The sequence below is a fragment of the Amycolatopsis dendrobii genome (assembly GCF_014145675.1).
Classification (GTDB): Bacteria; Actinomycetota; Actinomycetes; order Mycobacteriales; family Pseudonocardiaceae; genus Amycolatopsis; species Amycolatopsis dendrobii.
Window position 1 is genome coordinate 1 of sequence record NZ_JACGZW010000001.1, and the last position, 18,928, is coordinate 18,928.

General features: G+C 70.9%; 16 protein-coding genes. 4 read left to right on the top strand and 12 right to left on the bottom strand.

What is annotated here, in order from left to right; all coding sequences use genetic code 11:
- Positions 1-55: 55 nt before the first annotated feature.
- From H4281_RS00005 to H4281_RS00030, 6 genes are all read right to left on the bottom strand, one after another.
- Positions 56-832 (bottom strand): DeoR/GlpR family DNA-binding transcription regulator, encoded by a 777-nt coding sequence (locus H4281_RS00005; RefSeq protein ID WP_182888765.1) that lies wholly within the window; start codon positions 830-832, stop codon positions 56-58.
- Positions 833-913: 81 nt separating this feature from the next.
- Positions 914-2,794: a DUF5107 domain-containing protein gene (locus tag H4281_RS00010; RefSeq protein WP_182888766.1), complete on the bottom strand. Its 1,881-nt coding sequence runs from the start codon at positions 2,792-2,794 to the stop codon at positions 914-916.
- Positions 2,791-3,858, bottom strand: a complete 1,068-nt coding sequence (locus H4281_RS00015; RefSeq protein WP_182888767.1) for an ABC transporter ATP-binding protein — start codon at positions 3,856-3,858, stop codon at positions 2,791-2,793. The genes H4281_RS00010 and H4281_RS00015 overlap by 4 nt, the downstream gene beginning before the upstream one ends.
- Before the next feature lie 7 nt (positions 3,859-3,865).
- Entirely contained in the window at positions 3,866-4,795 is a 930-nt protein-coding gene (locus tag H4281_RS45325) for a carbohydrate ABC transporter permease (RefSeq protein ID WP_182888768.1), read from the bottom strand.
- A gap of 10 nt (positions 4,796-4,805) precedes the next feature.
- The gene (locus H4281_RS00025; RefSeq protein ID WP_237600186.1) at positions 4,806-5,762 is read right to left on the bottom strand and encodes a carbohydrate ABC transporter permease; all 957 of its coding nucleotides are present in this window, start codon (positions 5,760-5,762) and stop codon (positions 4,806-4,808) included.
- On the bottom strand, positions 5,762-7,156 hold the full coding sequence (locus H4281_RS00030; protein WP_182888769.1) for an ABC transporter substrate-binding protein: 1,395 nt from the start codon (positions 7,154-7,156) through the stop codon (positions 5,762-5,764). Before H4281_RS00030 ends, H4281_RS00025 begins: the two co-directional genes overlap by 1 nt.
- A 42-nt stretch (positions 7,157-7,198) precedes the next feature.
- Between H4281_RS00030 and H4281_RS46080 the strand changes: the two genes are divergently transcribed.
- Together H4281_RS46080 and H4281_RS00035 are read left to right on the top strand one after the other, a co-directional pair.
- A complete protein-coding gene (locus H4281_RS46080) occupies positions 7,199-7,324 on the top strand; it encodes a hypothetical protein (protein WP_255751359.1) in 126 nt (41 codons plus the stop codon).
- Between the two features lie 84 nt (positions 7,325-7,408).
- Entirely contained in the window at positions 7,409-9,163 is a 1,755-nt protein-coding gene (locus H4281_RS00035; protein WP_182888770.1) for an RICIN domain-containing protein, read from the top strand.
- A gap of 72 nt (positions 9,164-9,235) precedes the next feature.
- Here the strand turns inward: H4281_RS00035 and H4281_RS00040 are convergent, their stop codons facing one another.
- From H4281_RS00040 to H4281_RS00065, 6 genes are all read right to left on the bottom strand, one after another.
- Positions 9,236-12,373: a glycoside hydrolase family 31 family protein gene (locus H4281_RS00040; protein ID WP_246411221.1), complete on the bottom strand. Its 3,138-nt coding sequence runs from the start codon at positions 12,371-12,373 to the stop codon at positions 9,236-9,238.
- Between the two features lie 208 nt (positions 12,374-12,581).
- Positions 12,582-13,418, bottom strand: coding sequence for a class II fructose-bisphosphate aldolase (locus tag H4281_RS00045; protein WP_182888771.1), 837 nt, complete (start codon positions 13,416-13,418; stop codon positions 12,582-12,584).
- On the bottom strand, positions 13,415-14,302 hold the full coding sequence (locus tag H4281_RS00050; RefSeq protein WP_182888772.1) for a 1-phosphofructokinase family hexose kinase: 888 nt from the start codon (positions 14,300-14,302) through the stop codon (positions 13,415-13,417). The genes H4281_RS00045 and H4281_RS00050 overlap by 4 nt, the downstream gene beginning before the upstream one ends.
- The gene (locus H4281_RS00055) at positions 14,299-15,120 is read right to left on the bottom strand and encodes an ROK family protein (protein ID WP_182888773.1); all 822 of its coding nucleotides are present in this window, start codon (positions 15,118-15,120) and stop codon (positions 14,299-14,301) included. The genes H4281_RS00050 and H4281_RS00055 overlap by 4 nt, the downstream gene beginning before the upstream one ends.
- Positions 15,120-15,953 (bottom strand): SIS domain-containing protein, encoded by an 834-nt coding sequence (locus tag H4281_RS00060; RefSeq protein WP_220506612.1) that lies wholly within the window; start codon positions 15,951-15,953, stop codon positions 15,120-15,122. The genes H4281_RS00055 and H4281_RS00060 overlap by 1 nt, the downstream gene beginning before the upstream one ends.
- Before the next feature lie 637 nt (positions 15,954-16,590).
- The gene (locus H4281_RS00065; RefSeq protein ID WP_182888775.1) at positions 16,591-17,418 is read right to left on the bottom strand and encodes an alpha/beta fold hydrolase; all 828 of its coding nucleotides are present in this window, start codon (positions 17,416-17,418) and stop codon (positions 16,591-16,593) included.
- A gap of 106 nt (positions 17,419-17,524) precedes the next feature.
- Between H4281_RS00065 and H4281_RS00070 the strand changes: the two genes are divergently transcribed.
- Together H4281_RS00070 and H4281_RS00075 are read left to right on the top strand one after the other, a co-directional pair.
- A complete protein-coding gene (locus tag H4281_RS00070; protein ID WP_182888776.1) occupies positions 17,525-18,358 on the top strand; it encodes a helix-turn-helix domain-containing protein in 834 nt (277 codons plus the stop codon).
- Positions 18,359-18,465: 107 nt separating this feature from the next.
- On the top strand, positions 18,466-18,864 hold the full coding sequence (locus H4281_RS00075) for a DUF6010 family protein (protein ID WP_376771812.1): 399 nt from the start codon (positions 18,466-18,468) through the stop codon (positions 18,862-18,864).
- The last annotated feature ends 64 nt before the right edge of the window (positions 18,865-18,928 follow it).

Below are 18,928 nucleotides of genomic sequence, written 5' to 3' on the forward strand. Positions count from 1 at the left end.
CAGGGTTCCCCGCACGGACTGCTGGGGGAGCGAGGCAGGGGGCGGCGGAGGGGCCTCAGGCGATCTGCACCGGGATTCCGGCGGCTTTGAGGGCGGCGGTGACGTCGGGGTCGGCGTCGCTGTCGGTCACGACTTCGTGGACGTCGGTGATGTCGCAGATGCGGGCGAAGGCGCGGCGGCCGAGTTTCGAGCTGTCCGCCACGGCCACCACGCGGGCGGCGTTGTTCACCATGAGCCGGTTGATGTCCGCCTCGCCCTCGTGGCAGGCGAACGCGCCTGCCGCGGGGTGCAACGCGTCCACTCCGAGGAACAACAGGTCCAGGCTGAGCTGGCTGAGCACCAGGGTGGCCAGCGGCCCGCTCAGTTCGAAGGACTGCGGGCGGGCGACCCCTCCGGTGACGACGATCTTCATGTTCGGCCGCACGGCCAGCTCGTGGGCGATGTTGAGCGCGTTGGTCACGATGGTGAGGCCGGGGGCGTCGGCCAGGTCCGCGCGCATGGCCAGCGCCCGGGCCACGCCCGCGGTCGTGGTGCCGCCGTTGAGGCCGATCACCATCCCGTTGGACACCAGTGCCGCGGCCGCGGCGCTGATCCGCTGCTTTTCCGGGGCGTGGCGGGCGGTTTTGTACCGCAGCGGCAGATCGTAGGCCAGGTCGTTCGCGACGGCTCCGCCGTGGGTGCGGGTGAGCAGCTGCTGTTCGGCGAGGTGGTCCAGGTCGCGGCGGATCGTGGCGGCGGAGACGTTCAGCTCCGCGGCCACCTCTTCGACGTCGAGTTTCTCCCGCTTCGCCAAGAGGTCCAACAGTGTGCTCAACCGTTCATGCCGAGCCATCGGCTTGTGCTCCCTTCGAGCCGGTCCCCGTGCCTGCTTGCCCGCCGCCGCGCCATTGTTCACCCCGGCGGCCGATCGCGCTCATCCGGCCCCGCCGCCGGTTTTCATCCGGAAGTCGTACTCGGCGGGCAGCGGGCCAGGGGAGATGGCGTGCCACACGTCGCTCAGCGACGTCTCGCCCTCGCGGATCCCGGGCACGGTGAACCCGCGCTCGTACACCTCGCGCGCTCCGTCGAGATCGCCGAGCGCGAGCGAGATCCGCGCCCGCAGCAACGCGAACCGGCCCTCGGCCGGCCACGGTTCGAGCAATTCCCGTGCGGCGCCGGGATCTCCGGCGGCGAGCTGCGCGGTAACGGCTTCCACGGCGAGCGGTGCGAGTTTCGGCAGCAGGTCCGTTGCCTGCCGGTAGTACTGCGCGGCGCGCACCGGATCGTCCTGGGCGACGGCGAGGTTGCGCCATGCCCAGCCGTTCGGCTCCGCCTCGACCGACCGGTGCCAGGCGGCCGCCGCGCCCTCGCGGTCGCCTGCCGCCCAGCGTGCGATTCCCCGGTGGTACCAGGTGAGCCAGCCCTTGTCGGGCACAGCCTCCAGCAGGTCGGCCCAATGCCGGTTGACGAGCGTTTCCGGTGGTTCGGCGGCGGGTTCGGCCCGGGGTGCCACGCCGTCGAGCAAGTCCAGCCACGGCTGCTGGGCCGCGCCGAGACTGCTCTCGGGAAACGGCGTGCCGGGCAGGTCCACCAGCATCCGGCGGGTTTCCAGTGCGCCCCAGCCGGATCCCGCCGCCAGAAGTTCACCGGGCGCGGCGTCGGCGGACGCGCGCCATTCGCGCCACCGCCGGTCCAGTTCTTCCGCGGCGGGCAGTCCCGCGGCGACCGAGGCGAGCGCGGCGGGCCAGTCCGGTCCGTGCGCGATTTCCGGGTCGGCCGCGACCGGGCCGTAGCTTTCGAGCCAGTCCCACGAGGCGCCCGCGGGCAGCCGCCGGTGTTCGAGCTGTGTCCGGGCCAGCCCGGCCTGTATTTCGAGGTAACCGCCCGCCCCGGGCGCGAGCCATTCCTGCCACCGGCGTCCGCCCGCGGATTCGCCCCACACGAACAGTTTCCGCCCGCGCAGCCGCGCCGTGGACGCCTGGCCGAGCCCGTGCCCGTGCGCGTCCACCGCGGCGATCCAGGGCGGTCCGTCGACCTCGAAGAAGTAGTCGGCCGCCGCCGTCGCCCGGGCGGGATAGGTCAGGTCGCCGGTGACGTCGACGAGTTCCAGCCGCCCGGAATAACCGTAGTGCCAGGCCTTGCCCGCGGGGGCGAGCACGCGGGTCCCGGGGGTCTGCGCCACCGCGGTGTTGGACCACCAGTACACCGGCACGTCGTGGGCGTGCGGATTGCGGATCCGCACGCCCACGAACAGCTGCCGCGATCCGTCGGGGAGCCAGAAATCCAGCTGATACGGCAGATCGCGGGTGCGTTCCCACTCCCACAGCCGCAGCACCGGTTCGCCGCCGGGGCCGGGTGCTTCGGCGGCGAACATCGGCGCGCAGGTCAGCGTGGTGTGCCCGGTGCTGCCGAGGTTCCACTCGACGCCGCCGGCGAACCACGCGTCGCGCAGCGCCAGGTTCGCCGGCTGGAACACCGGGTTGCGGTACACCAGGTCCCGGCCGGTTTCCTTGTCCAGCAACGAATACAGCCGGCCGCCGAGCCCGGGAAGGACGGTGGCGCGCAGCCGCTCGTTCTCCAGCACCAGCGCGGGCAGCCGCTGTTCGGCCCGATCGCGGCCGTACCCGTCCTGCATCCGGCACGGCAGCACCGTGTCCAGCCTGCCGTAGGAGAGGTTCGCCGCCAGGTCCGCGGGCAGTTCGTCCACGTTGGACACCGAAGCCGCCGGTTCGGTCCGCAGCAGCGGCGGCAACGGGTTCTCCGGCCCCAGCCCGGCCGCCGGGAGCACGAGTTCGGTGCGGGTGACGGTGCTCATGCGTCCGGCAGCCGTTCGCCGGTGGCGGCGTCGAACAAGTGCGCCGCGCCGGTCCGCGGGGCCAGCGTGATCTCCTCGCCGCGCCTCCACGGCGCCATGCCCGGGGTCCGGACAGTCAGCACCCGGTCCCCGGTCCGGCAGTAGAGGTACTGGTCGCTGCCGAGTTCCTCGACCACTTCGACGACCGCGCGGTATCCGGCGCCGCCGATGTCCCAGCCTTCCGGCCGCACGCCGACGACGATCCCCGGCCCGGTCAGTGCGGACCGCTGCGCCGGAGTGAGCGGGAGCGTGCCGTCGCCCGCCGCCGCGCCGGAACTGTCCGCTGTGGTCTCGATGAGGTTCATCGCGGGGGAGCCGATGAAGCCCGCGACGAACACGTTGCGCGGGCGCTCGAACAGCCCGACCGGGGAATCGCATTGCTGCAGCACGCCGTCGCGCAGCACGGCGACCCGGTCGCCCATCGTCATCGCTTCGATCTGGTCGTGCGTGACGTACAGCGTGGTGGTGCCGAGCCGCCGTTGCAGCGACGCGATCTGCGTGCGGGTCTGCACCCGCAGTTTCGCGTCCAGATTGGACAGCGGCTCGTCCATCAGGAACACGCTCGGCTCCCGCACGATCGCGCGGCCCATCGCGACCCGCTGCCGCTGCCCGCCGGACAGCTTCGCCGGGCGCCGGTCGAGGTATTCGGTCAGGTCCAGGGTGGCCGCGGCTTCGCGGACCCGGCGTTCCCGTTCGTCCTTCGGCATGCGCGCGAGCTTGAGGTGGAAGCCGATGTTCTCCGCGACGGTCATGTGCGGATAGAGCGCGTAGTTCTGGAACACCATCGCGATGTCCCGTTCCTTCGGCGGCAGTTCGGTGACGTCGCGCTCGCCGATGTGGATCGAGCCGCCGTCCACGCCCTCCAGCCCGGCGAGCATCCGCAGCGTGGTCGATTTGCCGCAGCCGGACGGCCCGACCAGCACCAGGAATTCGCCGTCGGCGACCTCCAGGTCGAGCCCGTCCACCGCGGGGCGCTCGACCCCGGCGTAGTAGCGGGTGGTGTCGGTGAAACTCACGGTGGCCATCGAAGTCCTACTTTCCGGCGCCGAGGGTCAGGCCGGTGATGATCCGGCGGGCGAGCACGACGTAGAGCAGCAGCATCGGGAGCACGACGATCGCCACCCCGGCGATCAGCCCGCCGTACTCGGACTGGTAGCTGGCCGCGCCGTAGAAGGTGAACAACGCGCGCGACAGCGTGAAATGGGCCTGGTCCTTGAGGAACACGATCGCCAGCAGCGTTTCGTTCCACAGCCCGATCGCGTTGAGCGTCAGCGCGGTGATCACCCCGCCGCGGGCCAGCGGCAGGACGACCGACACGAACACCCGCACCGGAGAAGCGCCGTCGAGCACCGCGGCCTCTTCGATCTCCTCGGGCAACGAGCGGAAGAACCCGGTCAGCAGGAACACCGTGAACGGGATCGACAGCGCCACGTAGAGCACGAACAGCCCGTACTGGTTGTCCAGGTGGATCTCGCTGAACGCGACGAACAGCGGGATGATCACGGTCTGGAACGGCACCCCCATGCCGATCGCGACGCCGTTGGTCAGCACGCCCGAACCGCGCACCCCGAGCCGGGTGAGCGCGTAAGCACAGGGCGCGGAGATCGCCACCGTGACGACCGTCGCCAGCCCGACCAGGACCACTGTGGACAGCACGGCGTCGCCGAATCCGGCGTTGTTCCAGGCGTAGACGAAGTTCCGGAACGGCTTGCCGACGTGAAACCACTGATAGGGCAAGGCGAACGGCTTGGTGAAAATCTCCACCGGGGTCTTGAACGACGCGGTGATCAGCCAGTACAGCACCAGCAGGTTGCCCGCGGTGAACAGCCACACGATCACCGAGCCGAGCAGCCGCAGCGGGCTGAGCCTGCGGCTGCCGGGTGCCGGGCGGGGCCGGCGCGGCGGGGTGCGCCGGGGCTTGCCCGCCGCACTGCCGCGCGGCGGCGCTTCCGTGACGGTCACAGGATCTCCTTCAGAACTGGATGGCGTCACGGCGCATCAGCCGGCGCAGGAGCACGACGAGGATCGAGACAAGGGCGATCATCGCGACCGCGCACGCGCAGGCCGCGCCGAAGTCCGGCGTGCCGTTCGAGCCGAAGGTCCGGTCGAACACGTAAATGCCGAGCGTCCACGCCCGGTTCGGCGGGGCGTAGGTGCCGGGCCCGGCGAGCACGAAGACGAGTTCGAAGATCTTGAGCGCGTTGATCGTCCACAGCACCCCGGCCACGCCCACCACGTCCCAGGTCAGCGGGAGAGTGATCGAGCGGAACTTCTGCCAGGGCGAGGCTCCGCCGAGGTCCGCGTCCTCGTAGAGATGCGGCGGGATCTGGTCCACCGCGGCCATCAGGATGGTGATGTAGAAGCCGGAACTGGCCCAGATCAGCGACGCGGTGACCACTCCGGTCACGTTCTCCGGCGCGAGGAACTTCGCCGCGTCCGCGCCGAGATGCTCCAGCACGTAGTTGGCGAGTCCTTGTTTGCCCGGCTGGTACTTGAACACGAAGCCGAGGAACATGCCGAGCGCGACCGGGGCGACGATGTTCGGGAAGAACAGGATCGCCCGCACGATCTTCCCGCCGCGCATGTCGCGCAGCACCATGGTGAACAGGAACGCGAGCAGGAAGGTGCCTACGCCGCCGAGGAACACGTAGATCAGCGTGTTGCCGAAGGCGTAGCGGAACGCGTCGCTCTGCCACATCCGCACGTAGTTCCCGAACCCCTGCGGCCGCGGCGTGTCGCCGGCGCCGGACCAGCTGGTGAAGCTGAGCACCACGGTCGCGATCGTCGGCAGCACCAGGAACGCCAGGTAGAGCGCCAGCGCCGGGGCGGCGAAGGGCCAGAACAGCTTGCGTTTGCGGCTCAGGTGCGGCCCGAGCGCGGGCCGCCGCCCGGCCCGGGCCGCCTCGGTGGCCGCGGGGAGCGCCGCCATCAGTGCTGGTTCTTCCAGAAGGCGGCGGACTTCTGCGCGAGCTGCGCCACGAACGCCTCCGGAGTCAGCTGTCCTTTGAGCAGCGCGGTGTCAGCGGGGTCGAACACGTCGGTCTGCCATTTGCCGCCGGCGATCGCGTCGATGCCGTCGTACTGCAGCACGTGCTCCTTCTTCTGGTCGTCCATCACGGTCTTGACCGGCTTGAGGTCGTCCGGCACCGCGAGATCGGGGCGGGGCACCAGGTTGTCGGCCACCGCCGGGATGCCGGCGAGGTTGCCCTTGTTGAGGAAGTAAGCGATGAACGCTTTGGCCGCTTCGGCGTTCTTCGCCTTCTTGGGCACGGCGAAGCCGATCGACATCTGCTCCACGGTGTCGTGCGTGGCGCCGGGCGGCATCGGGAACTGGAAGGAGCCGTAGTCGATCTTCGTGCCCGCGCCCTGCTTGTCCAGGTATTCGCGGGTTTCGCTGGGCGCCCAGGTGCCGACGTAGAGGAAGCGGGCGTCGCCGTCCGCCCAGCGCTGCTGAATCTGCGGGAACTTGGCCGCGTCCCAGCCGTCGATGAAGTACTTCGAAATCCGCGCGGTCTGCGCGGCCGCCTCGCGGAACCCGGGGACGTCGGTCCACGCGCGCCCGGTCGGGTCCTGCGCCGCTTTCGCCAGCCCTCCGGCGCCGACGTAGCGTTCGGCCAGCTGGGTGAAGTAGTACATGTTGTAGAACGGGATGTCGCCGTCCTGGCTGACCGCCGCCTTGCCGTCCGCCTTCGCCTTGTCGAAGTAGCCGATCAGCTCGTCCACGGTCTTCGGCTGGCCGAGCGCGCCGCCCGCGGCCTTGTTATACCACCAGGCGCTGGACTGGATCTCGTACGGCACGAGGAAGCTGTGCCCCTCGCGGTCCTTGTTCTGCGGGAAGTCGTACGAGGTGGGGGAGAGGACGTCCTTGACCGTCTTGTCGCCTTCGCCGATCTTCATGCCGAACACGTCGTCGAGGCTCTGCGTGCCGCCGGGCGTCATGATCGCCGCGCCGACCTTGCTCACGTCCTGGTCGAACAGGTCGGGCACGGTGTCGGTGTTGAGCGCGGGGACCAGGTTCTGGGTGTAGGCCTTGCGGCCCAGCCACTGCACGTCGACCTTCACGCCGGTCTTGTCCCCGAAGCACTTCAGCGCCTTTTGCAGCACCTTGCCCTGCGGCTCGTCGGCGGTCCACATGGACCAGTACACGAGCTGCCCGCCGCCCGCCGGTTTCGCCGCCGGTTCCGGACAGGGCGAGGAAAGGAATTCGGCCGCGCCGGGGAGCGCGTTCTCCCCGGCGCCGCCGCCCGCGGCGTCGCCGCTGCCGCACCCGGCGAGCAGCAGCGTCGCCGCTAAGGTCGAGCCCACGAGCTTGTGAAACCGCATCAGCCACCACCTGATCGAGGTCGAAGACCACACACTGAGTGCGTGTTGCTGCGCATTTTTGGCGCTTACCAATCACTTGTCAACATTTTCTCTCTGGTTCGCGGTGGCATCGTGATCTGCGGGCAGTGCCGTCTTGGCCTGCTCGAAGCGGATCGAATGGCGGGTTGACAGTGCAAAATCGATCACAAAGACTGTGTGAACTTGTTCGTTCTTGTCGGTTGTTGATGCCGATCGCCTGCGAGGAACCGAGCCATGTCACGCTTCCGCACTTCCTTGACCGCCGGCGCGGTCCTGGCCCTCAGCGCCGGGACCTGCACCGTGCCCCTGGCCGCGCACGCCGACCCCGGCTACTCCGTGTCGGTCGGGGCCGTGGCCGAATACCCGTTCCCGACGGACACTCCGGCCGCTCCGTTCCTCGACCGGGACGGGACCTTCCATTTCCAGCAGTCCGCCGCTCTCTACGGCAAGGAAGGCCCGCGCGTCTGGGACTTCTACACCGGCACGGACTTCGGCTCGGCGCACCGCGACGCGGGGTTGAGCGACGCGGTGAACCCGGCTGAGCCGAGGGATCGCAACAACGACACGACCTGGCGCTGCAACACCAGCCCGACCGGCCGCGAGGCGACCGATCCGCCGACCGGGTCGAGCTACACCCAGAAGAACTTCTGCGATCTCGTCGGAACCTGGGTCGATCCGGATACCGGTGACTGGTACGGCTTGGTGCACAACGAGTTCACCCCCGAACCGTTCGGCGCCTACTCCTTCTCCCACTACGACGCGATCGACTGGGCGGTGTCGACCGACCGCGGCCACACCTGGCGGATCGGCGGGCACGCGATCACGTCGCCCTACTCGACGAAACGCGGCGACACGGCGGCGTTCCCGAACCAGACCTTCGACTACGGCGACGGCGATCCGCGGCTGTTCGCCGATCCGAAGTCCGGCTACTTCTATGTCTATTACGGCTCCCGCATCGTGACGAAGGCCGGGCAAGGCGGCGGCGGGTTCAGCGGCCTCGCCCACGTCGCCCGCGCGCCGATGTCCGGGAAGATGGGCACCGGAACGTGGCAGAAGTGGTATGACGGCCGCTGGGCGGAGCCGGGCGTCGGCGGCAAGGAAAGCAACCTCGTGCCCACGGACGTCGACCCCCTCGGCTACACCCCGCCGGAGAAGGACTACGACCCGGCGCGCACCGGCACCGCCGCCCAGCAGGTGGCAGCCGGAACGCTGCCGCGCAAATCCGATCTGTTCGTCATGAACATCGCCTACGACGCGCACCTCGGGCTGTACATCGGCGAGCCGGAGGCGGTCGATTCGGCGGGCCCGCAGCGGTTCTACGCGACCGAGGACCTGGCGAACCCGAAGTGGCGGCTGATCGGCGACACCGGCTCGTACCGCGACCAGTCGTGGTACCGCTGGTTCGTCGACTCGGCGACCCGGACCACCGGGACGATCGTGGGCAAGACCTTCCGCTCCTATTGCTCGATCTCCTGCACGGACGGCCGCGACGGCGTCTACGCGGACGTGACCGTCACCTCCGCCGCGCCGGCCGCGTCCCCGGTCGACCCGGGCCGCGTCTACCGGATCGGCTCCGGCCGCGTGCTCGCCGCCTCCGGCCGCACCGGCACCACCTCCGTGCCCGCATGGCTGGCAGGGGGCCGGGCGGACTGGCGGTTCACCCCGGCCGGAGACGGCTCCTACCGCATCGCCAACGCCGCGAGCGGCTTGGCGCTGGGCGTTCCGACGGCGCCCTCCGGCAGGGCCTGGGGGACCGCGCCGATCCTGAGCGCCGGTTCCGGGGCCGCCCAGCAATGGTTCCTGGTCCCGGCGGACGGCGGGACGCGGCTGGTCAACCGCTACAGCGGACTGGTGCTGGCGCTGTCTGCGGTGCCGGGGCGGCAGAGCGAGACCACGCCGGTGCGCGCCTGGACCGACCACAGCGGCACCCGGGTCGGCGACGGCCGCACCGCGGGGGAACAGCTCCTGCAGCTCACGCCGCGCCGCTGACGCACCCCGGCTTGACGTCCGTGAGGGAAACCCGGAGGACATCAGATTCCCTGCGGGTTCCCCTCACGTCGGTCAGGCGATCGCGGCGGTGAAGACGTGCAGTGCCGAATTCGACGGCAGGGTGATCGCGACGACTCGCTTGCCCGGCGTCAGCGGGACGGAGTTCGCGAACACCCGGTAGGCCACCGTCGGGTAGGCCGGACCGGATTTCGTGTTCTTGCCCGGCACCGAGGCGACCGTGGTCGCGCCGTATTTCGCCGGGTCGGAGCAGCACCAGTTCGGGAAGCCGAGGCCGGCCTGGCTCGTGCTGCCGTCGGCGTACCGGACGACGACCGTGCCGTTCGCGGCCGAGCCGGTCCCGGTGCCGGTCAGGACCAGCTTCGAACCGCTGCCCTGCACGGCGACGGTTTGCCCGCCGGCGACGACGTTGTCCGGCTTCCCGGCACCCGCGTCGGGCCAGGTCGCCTGGGCACCGTTCGCGGTGAACGGCGCTCCCGGTTTCAAGCCCGCTTCGGCTAGGCCTTCGGCACGGAAGCTGCTGCCGCTGCCGTCGAGGTCACCATTCGCGACGTGCGCCGCATCAGTGACTCCGACATTCCCGTATGCCGCGGCCACCGTCGCGTAGGGCACGGTGACCATCGTCGACCCGGCCGCTTCGTGGGTGCTCAGCCGGGCCTGGTACTTCGCGGTGGCGGTCAGCTCGTAGTCCGCCGGACGCAGCCCCGCGTTCGGCGTGAGCCGCACCGGGACCTGCACGGTCTGGCCGGGCCAGACGAGCGACGGAGCTTGCGGAACTTCCGCGTGGAAACCGTTGGCCTGCACCGACAAAGCCACGTCCCGCACCGGCAGCGGCGTGCTGTTAGTGAAGCTGACGGTAGCCGAGACGGCCTCGCCGGGAGCGGCTGTCGCGGGGGCGGAAAGCCGCACCGAGGCGTTGTCGTCAGCGGGGAAGAACCCGCCGACCGCGCTCGCCCCGAGCAGCCGGATGTCCTGCGCGGCACCGGAATCGATCGAACCGGTCTTCACCCGCACGACACCTCGTGCGGACGGGTCGTACCACCAGCCGGACGGGGCTTGGTCCAGCTCCGCCTTGCCGGCGTACTGCCGCAGCACGCCGTGACCGCCCAGCACCGCCGCCGGTTTCGTTCCCGTGTGGACGGACAGCTGGTAGTTCCGCGTCGCCGGTTTCCCGGGATAGGACCCGGCGCTCGCGCCGATCCCGACGGTCACCGTGCCCGGACCGGATCCCGGCGCGTCCACCGTGAACGTCTGCCGGGCCTGCTCGCCGCGCTGGTAGCCGCGCGTGACGCCGTCGTCCTCGGCGAGGGTGAAGCTGCTCTTGCCCCGCGGGTACACGTCGACGTCCAGCCGGCTCTTGTCACGCGTCTGCCAGGACGTCGTGCCCTCCGCCCACATCGGCACCACAGCACCGCCGCGGACGAACAGCGGCAGCTTGTCCAGCGGCGCGTCGTAACCGTCCACAGTGGTCGGACCGGTGTAGGTCTTGCCGCTCCAGTAGTCCGTCCAAGTGCCCCTGGGCAGGTAGATGCCGTCGCGCACGGACGAACTGTCGTAGACCGGGGCGACCAGGAAGTCCGTGCCGGACAGGAATTCGTACTTCGCCTTGCCGGTCCACGCGTTCGGGTCGTCGGGGTACTCCAGGGCCAGCGGCCGGACCTGCCCGACGCCGGTCTGATGCGCCTGCACCGAGTAGCTGTAGGTGTAGGGCAGCAGCCGTTCCTTGAGCAGCAGGTACTTGCGGTTGATCGAGGTGTAGGGCTCGCCCTGGCGCCAGGGCTGCTTGTCCGACTTCGCCCAGCCGTCCATGGTCATCGCGACCGGAAGGAAGGACTTCCACTGCAGGTCGCGGACGTAGGTCTGCGGGGAGCCGCCGAAGATGCCGTCGATGTCGCCGGTGTTGTAGGCGATGCCGGACAGCGTCGAACCGGCGTAAGTCGGGATCTGCCACTTGATGTAGTCGTAGGACCCGGACTGGTCCCCGCTCCAGAGCACGCCGCATCGTTGCGCGCCCGCCCAGCTCACCGGCTGCCAGACGAACCCGCGCGCGTCGCTGTTGTCCTCGATGCCCTTGTGCGCGGTGTCGCAGGCGTCGAGGGCGAACTGGTACCCGGGGCCGACCCAGGCGACGTCCAGTTTGCGCACGCGGACGCCGGCCTTGACCTCCTCGGCCTGGTTCGGCACGCCGTTCTCGGTCCACAGGCCGAGCTGCATGTGGTTGTCCCGCAAGCCTTCGCCGGTCTGCTGCAAGTTCTCGTAGCCGCAGCCGTAGCCGTCGTTGACCAGCATCCAGCCGTTGGGCATGCCGTGTTCGGGGTAGCCCTCGGCCACCTTCACCGCGTCGAGGGTGTGCCGTTCGCCTCGGTTCGCGTTGTGCAGGTAGCAGTCGGAATCGCCGGTCTCCAGGCCGTAAATGGGCGGGAGGAAGGGTTTGCCGACCAGGTCGGTGTAGCCGGAGATGACGTCCTTGAGCCCGTCGCCGACGACGTAAGTGGCGTCGAAGCGGCGCTCGTCGTGGGTCGTGCGGACCGGATCGGTGAACGAGTAGCTGCCGGGGGAGAAGGTATTGCGCAGCACGCCGTACCCAGCAGTCGAGGCGTAGAACGGCTGGGAGTTGGGCGCGCCGCCGTCGTTCCAGTTGTCGTCGGCGAAGATCTTGACGGTCTGGTCGCGGTGGCTGAACCGGCCGTTCTGCTCCCCGCCGCCGACGTACTGTTCGGCGGCGCCGCGTGCGAGCGTCTGCGTGGTGGTGTCCCCGGTCCAGGACAGCGGCGCGGACTCGGCCCAGAGCTGCTTGCGGTCCGCGCCGTCGTAGAGGGCGAACTTCAACGGGTGCTTGTAGGCGCGGAGAGTGGCCTTGCCGGTGCCGATGGCCCAGTAGGCGCCCCGGTCGGTGCTCTTCGGCACCACCGGGGCCTTGCCGCTCGGCAGCACGATCTTGCTGCCCGCCGGATCGGTGAAGGTTCCGTCCGGCGCGAGCCAGACCCGGACCGCGGCCGCCGAAGGAAAGCTGACCCGGACGGCCGCTGTGCCCGCCGTCAGGGTGGTCACCGGGCCGTCGGCGGAGACGCCGGTCAGGTCGCCGAGCTGTCCCGCGGGGGCGCTGGCGGCGTGGGCGGTGGCGGGGGCCGCGACGGCCAGCAGAACCAGCACTGAGGCCAGACATCGCAGGGATTGCATTAATCTGCTCATTGCATACCTCTCTTGCGCATTAAAATGCACATGGCGCTTCTGTATAGCGCACTCAGGCAGCGAAGTCACCGGCCGAAGCGGTGGAGCAGACTTCCGTCGGTATCGAGGTTGCGGGTGCCCGCCGAGCCGGATCCGGTGGGCGGCAGGCAGATCCGCGCGGTGCCGCTTTCCGGCACCGCGTCAGCCTGGCCCGAACCTCCCGGTTTCCCTACCCGGCCAGCAATCGGAGCAGCCGCGCGGTCTCCGCCGCCACCGCGGACCGGCCGAGCCGCACGTACTTGCGAGGGTCGACCGCCTCGGGCTGTTCGTCCAGGAACTGCCGCACCGCGCCGGTGAACAGCCCGTTGAGGTGCGTCGAGATGTTGACTTTCGCCATCCCGGCGGCCACCGCGCCGCGCAGTTCGTCGTCGGAAAGGCCGGAGGACCCGTGCAGCACCAAGGGAACCGGGACGGCGTCCCGCAGCCGTGTCACGAGTCCGCGGTCGACCGCGGCGGTGCGCGACAGCATCGCGTGCGACGTGCCGACCGCCACGGCCAGCGCGTCGACCCCGGTGGCGGCGACGAACTCCGCGGCTTCGTCCGGATCGGTGCGGGCGCCCGGCGCGTGCACGCCGTCCTTGCCGCCGACCTCGCCCAGTTCGGCTTCCACCGCGACTCCCGCCGCGTGGCAGAGGTCCGCCATCGCGCGGGTGCTGCGCACATTGTCCGCATAGGACAGTCGCGAACCGTCGTACATCACGCTGTGCACGCCCAGTTCGATGCCTTCGCGGACCAGGCCGGTGTCCTCGACGTGGTCGAGGTGCACGAGCACCTCCACCGACGCCCGGCGCGCGATCTCCAGCGAGGCCGCGGTGATCGGGGCCAGCCCGCCGTGATAGGTCACGCAGTTCTCGCTGATCTGCAGGACCACCGGCAACCGGGCCTCCTCGGCCCCGGAGACGATGGCCTCGGCGTGCTCCAGCAGGATCACGTTGAACGCGCCGACCGCGCCGCCCCGGTCCTGGGCCGAGGCGAGCAGCCGGGCGAAGGCGGGGCGGGTGATCATGCGGACGCTCCGTTCAGGAATCCTCGGTACGCGGACAGGTCGATCTCGCCGGCGACCGGACGCAGCACAGCGGCCGCACCGGCTGCGACGGCATGGCGCAGCGCCTCCTCCAGCGGCAGCCCGCGCACGAGTGCCGCGGCCAGCCCGGCGGTCGCCGCGTCCCCGGCGCCGGTGGGGTTGCCGCGCACGCCGGGCACAGCGGGAACCCGGACGACCCCCGACCGGGTGTAGGCGGCGATGCCGTCCTCGCCCCGCGACACCACGACCAGCCCGGCGCCGAGCCTGGACAACTCCGCGGCGCCCGAGGCTTCGTCGGCGGCGCCGGTGGCGGAGAGGAGTTCCTCGCGGTTCGGTTTCACGTCGGCCCCGGCCCGGGCGGCGGCCAGCAACGCGGGCCCGGACGAGTCGACCAGTGCCCGGACCCCGGCTTCCCGGGCCAGCCGGACCCAGTCGCCGACCAGTTCCGGTGCGGCGTTCCGGGGCAGGGAACCGGAAATCGCCAGCAGCTCCGCGTCCGGCAGCCGGGCGGCGAGCAAGGCCGAGAACCGTTCCCATTCCGCGGCGGACAGCTGGGGCCCCGGCTCGGCGTACACCGTGGGATGGCCGTCGCCGGCGACCGTGACCGTCGACCGGGTCTCGGCTTCGCAGGCAGTCGCGTCGAACGGAACCGTCAGCGCCGAGCCGAGCCAGCGGCCCGCGTCGCCGCCGAGCGGGAGCACTGCGCGCACGGGAATGTCCAGCGCCGCGAGGACATGGGCGACATTCACGCCTTTGCCGCCAGCGCGCCGCCGCACGTCGAGCACCCGGTTGGTGTCGCCGAGGGCGTGGGTGCCGACCCGGTAGGTGATGTCGACCGCGGGGTTGGGCGTGGCGACGACGATCATCGCAGCGCCAGCAGCGTCGCGCCGACCACGGCGGCCCGATCCCCGTGGCGCGCCTGCACGATCGCGGGCGCGCGGAGCGCCCCGAGCCGATGCGCGACCTCGCGGGCGAGCGGGTCGAGCAGCAGGGCGCCCGCCTCGGCGAGGCCGCCGCCGACGACCACGGTGGCGCAGCCGGCCACGGCGGTCGCCCAGGCGATCGGCTCCGCGAGCGCGCGGACGCACTCGTCCCACGCCTCGACCGCCGCCGGAACTCCGTCGCGAACCCGCGCGGCGACGGCGGCCGCGTCCGGGGCTCCGGCCCGGCGCGCGAGCCCGGACGCCGACGCGACCTCCTCGACGCGGCGGCCGCCGGGCAGCCGGATCTGCCCGACTTCGCCCGCCCACGGGCCCGCGTCGAGCACCTCGCCGCGCACCACGAGCGCGGTCGCGAAACCGGTGCCGACCGGAGCGAACAGCACCGGCCCCGAAGCGCCTGCCGCGGCGCCGGTGCGGGCTTCGGCGAGTGCCCCCGCACGGACGTCCTGCCCGAACGCGAGCGGCACGTCGAGGCGAGCGGAGACCAGGTCGCGCACCGGAACGTCGTCCCAGCCGAGGTTGACCGCCTTCACGCACCGCCCGGCGCGCTCGTCCACGATTCCCGGGACGACCAGGCCCGCCGCTTCGACCGGATGGCGCGCGACCGCGCGGGCCACCAGATCGGCGAGCGCCGCGGGATCGCCGAACGGGGTCGGTTCGCGCCATTCGGCGAACACGGAACGGCCGTCGGTCACGCGCATCTTGACCGTCGTGCCGCCGACATCGACGCCGAGGACGGCCATCAGGCGAGGATGACCGAACGGGTCAGCGACCGCGGCCGATCGGGATCGAGCCCGCGCCGCCGCGCGAGCGCCACCGCGAACCGCTGCGCCACGACCAGCCCGGCGAGCGGGTCGAGGTCGTGGTGCACGAACCGCGCGCCGGTGCGGGCGATCTCGCCGGCCAGCCCGTCCGGGGTCTCGCCGAACGACCACACGAGCCTGCCGGGCTGCGCGATGGCGATCGGGCCGTGCCGGTAGTCCATCGCGGGGTAGGCCTCGGCCCAGAACTGCGCCGCTTCCCGGGTTTTGAGCGCGGCCTCGCAACTGATGCCGACCGCGGCGCCGCGCCCGATGAAGGTGACCTGCTCGGCGTCGAGCAGGTCGTCGACCGGTTCCCGCAGCGCACGCCCGGCCTGCCGCGCCAGCTCGCCGATGTCGTCGCCGAGGCCGGCGCGCAGCAACGCGAGCGTGCTCGTGGCGAAGCGGGTCTGCACCACTGAACGCTCGTCGGCGAACGGCAGCTCGACCACCTCCGTCGCGGCCGAGGCGGCGGGCCCGTCGCCCACCGCGGTGATCAGCGTGGTGCGCTGCCCGGCCAGCGCGGACAGCAGCTCGATGATTTCGGTGGTGGTGCCGGACCGGGAGATCGCGACCACCCGGTCGTATTCGCGGCCAGCCGGGTACTCCGATCCGGCGAACGCGTCGGTGACGCCGAGACCCCGCTGCTCCCGAGCGGCGGCATAGCTCATCGCGACGAACCAGCTGGTGCCGCACCCGACGACGGCCACGCGCTCGCCAGGGCGGGGCAGCGCTCCGGCGGCCGGCGCGGCACAGTCCGCCGCGGCGCGCCACATCTGCGGCTGGGAGGCCAGTTCGGCGGCCACGAAGGAGCCCGGCCCCGGCGCGGAAAGCGCACCGGGCTCGTCCGACGCGGAGGACTCGGGCGAGAACGACTCGGGAGAGGACGGCTCTGACATGAAGGCCCTTCGGTCCGTGAACTGAGCGCGGCCCTCAGTGTATACGATCGTTTATGCTTGAAGTAAGCGATTTGCAACATCTTCAATCATCTCGGGTGGGCTGTTGTGAGCGTCCGGCACGGCGGAAGTGTCTGCCGGGCGGCGGGCGCTCGAACGGCGAACCTTTCGGCGTTCCCGACGAGCGCCGGGCAGGCAGCGTCGCGGGCCCGCGGACGCGCGAGCGGTTCATCGTCGAGTGCGACGTCGTCCTGCTGGCCAAACCGCTGGCGGAGGATGTCGCCGAATTGCGCGCCGACCGGCTAGGGGCCGCACTGCGCGCAGGACGCGCAGCTGGCTCAGCTGGCCGTCGACCAGCGGCTGACTAGGGACTACGACGGCCGGCTGCGGGCGGTGGCGACCTGCCGGACCTGCGGTCCGTCCTTTCCGGACGGTCCGCCTGGGACGGTCACGAAACCGCCCGGCGTGCCGCCGAGATCCGGGGCGGCGTCACTCGCAAGCCGGCGATCCTGTCCTTTCAGCGGCGCGCGCCCCGAATACCCGCACCGCCGCTGAGCGCGGGACCGTGCGGTCGTCGATGCCAGCCGTCCTCAAGCAGCTGCGCGAGTTCGTCAGGTGCTTCCAACGGCAGGAGGTGGCCGCTGCGGGGAAGGACAGTCATGCGTGCGCGCGCCAGGTAAGGCAGCAGATTGTCGCGCAGCACCCCGGCTGGCTCGACCCGGTCGTGCTCGCCCGCGACGACCAGGACGGGCACGTCGATGCCGCGGGCGGCGCTCGTGATGTCCTCGGCGATCCCGTGCAAAGGCCATTCGAGCCGGGCTTCTTCGCCGCAGGCACGGGAATCGGCCACGATCTGGGCTTTCGTCTCGTCGCTCAGCGCGGTGGCGGTGAGAACGGCGTCGCGGGCGGCCGCTGTCGATTCGTCGGAGTCGTAGGCGTGCGCCAGTCCTTCCCGGTACTCAGGCGTCACCGTCGCGGCGGGCTTTGCCGGTCCGGGAGCGACGAGGACGAGCCCGGCGAGCCCGTCCGGACGCGCGGAAGCCGCCAGTTGCGCGACTTTGCCGCCCATCGAATGCCCGACCAGGAGGTAGTCGGTCACCCCCGCGTCGGCGACCACGGCAGCGGTGTCGTGCGCGAACTGCTCCAGCGTGTAGGGGCCGGGCAGTTCGCGCGAGCGTCCCCACCCGCGCAAATCGACAGTCAGCGCGGCGCGCCCCGGCAACCGGTCGAGCACGGGCTGCCAGGTGCGCGCCGAGCCGCCCCAGTAGTGAAGAAACACCAGCACGGGTCCGTCGCCCTGGCGGTAGTCGTAGACCGGAAGCCGATCCGACGTCCTTGAAACCATGAGAATTTTCCTTTCTCCACGCTGATCAACCTGTCATCGAGTCAACCGCCCGGGCTGCCTGAGCGCATCGTCGAGGCCGGACCGGGCATGGTGAAAAATGGACAGCATGACCGCGATTCGTCAGCTTGCCTACCAGCCGCCGCAAGAGTCCGGCGTGCCTGTCGAGACGATGTCGTTCGCGAAGCTGCGACGGCTGAACCGCGGCATGACCGAACGCGGCGACTTCCACGTGCTCGCGGTGGTCCGGCGCGGCCACGGCCGGGTTTCGGTCGACTTCGCGAGCTGCCCGCTCGCGGCGCGGAGCGTGGTGTGGATCCGGCCAGGCGTCGTGCACCGCTGGGACGACCTCGGAGACCTGGCCGGAGACCTGGTGCTGTTCGTGCCCACGGCGCCGGCCGCCCCCGGCAGCCGCGAACTGGCGGCCGGCCCCGGTGCGTCGGCGTGCTGGACGGCCCCCGCCGCGCAGTGGCCGCTGATCAACGCCGCGCTCGGGCATCTTCGCAGCGAGGCCGGCGCCGCACCGCAGGCGCGGACCGGCGAACTGCTCGGCCTGGTGCTGTCCGCGCTGCTGCTGAGGCTCGCGCCGCCGTCCGCGGACAGCGAGTCCGGGCAGGGCCTCTTCCGCCGATTCCGCATCGCGGTGGAAGAGGATTTCCGGGTCCGCCACGACGTCGCCAGCTATGCCCGCAAGCTCGGGTACGCCCCGAGAACCCTGACGCGCGCCGTCCGAGCGGCGACCGGCCGCAGCTGCAAGGACTACCTGTGCGAACGCTTGGTTTTGGAGGCCAAGCGGTTGCTCGTGCACGACCGGCTCAGCGCGGCGCGGTGCGGGCAACGGCTGGGTTTCCCCGACGCGGCGAACTTTTCGGCGTTCTTCCTGCGCCAGACCGGCGTCCGCCCCGGGCAATGGCAGTCGGAGAACCTGACCGGGCGCGACTAGCGCCGCGGCGGCGGGATCAAGCGGGCGCGGCGCTGGCCAGAACCCGGCGAAAAGTGTCGTCGAGGCCGGTTACGCGCGAGAACCCGCGACCTTAGCGTGCGGTGGTGATCATCGTTTCCGCCGTTCTCATCGGCGTTGCTTACACCCTCCTCAATTCCTTTGTCGCCGAACCGAACCGCCGGCGTTTCAACGCGATCATGGTCGCGGGCGCCGGTGCCGCCTATCTGAGCAGCGGCGCGTTCGGCCCGTGGGAACTGGCATTCGCCGCCGCGGTGACCTATTGCGCCTACCGCGGGCTGGAATCGTGGGCTTTCATCGGGGTCGCCTGGCTGCTGCACACGACTCTGGATGTGATGCACCACCTCAAAGGCGCGCCGATTCTGCCCTTCGCGCACACGTCGTCGCTGGGCTGCGCCATCTGCGACCCGGTGATCGCCATCTGGTGCTTCACCGGCGGGCCGTCCGTGAAGGAAGCCCGTGCGAAACTCGTCTCCGTACGGGCCTGACCCCGCGAGGCTCCAGCCCGGTCCGGACCCGCCATGCTCGCCGGCCAGCGGGCCGACCGCGTGT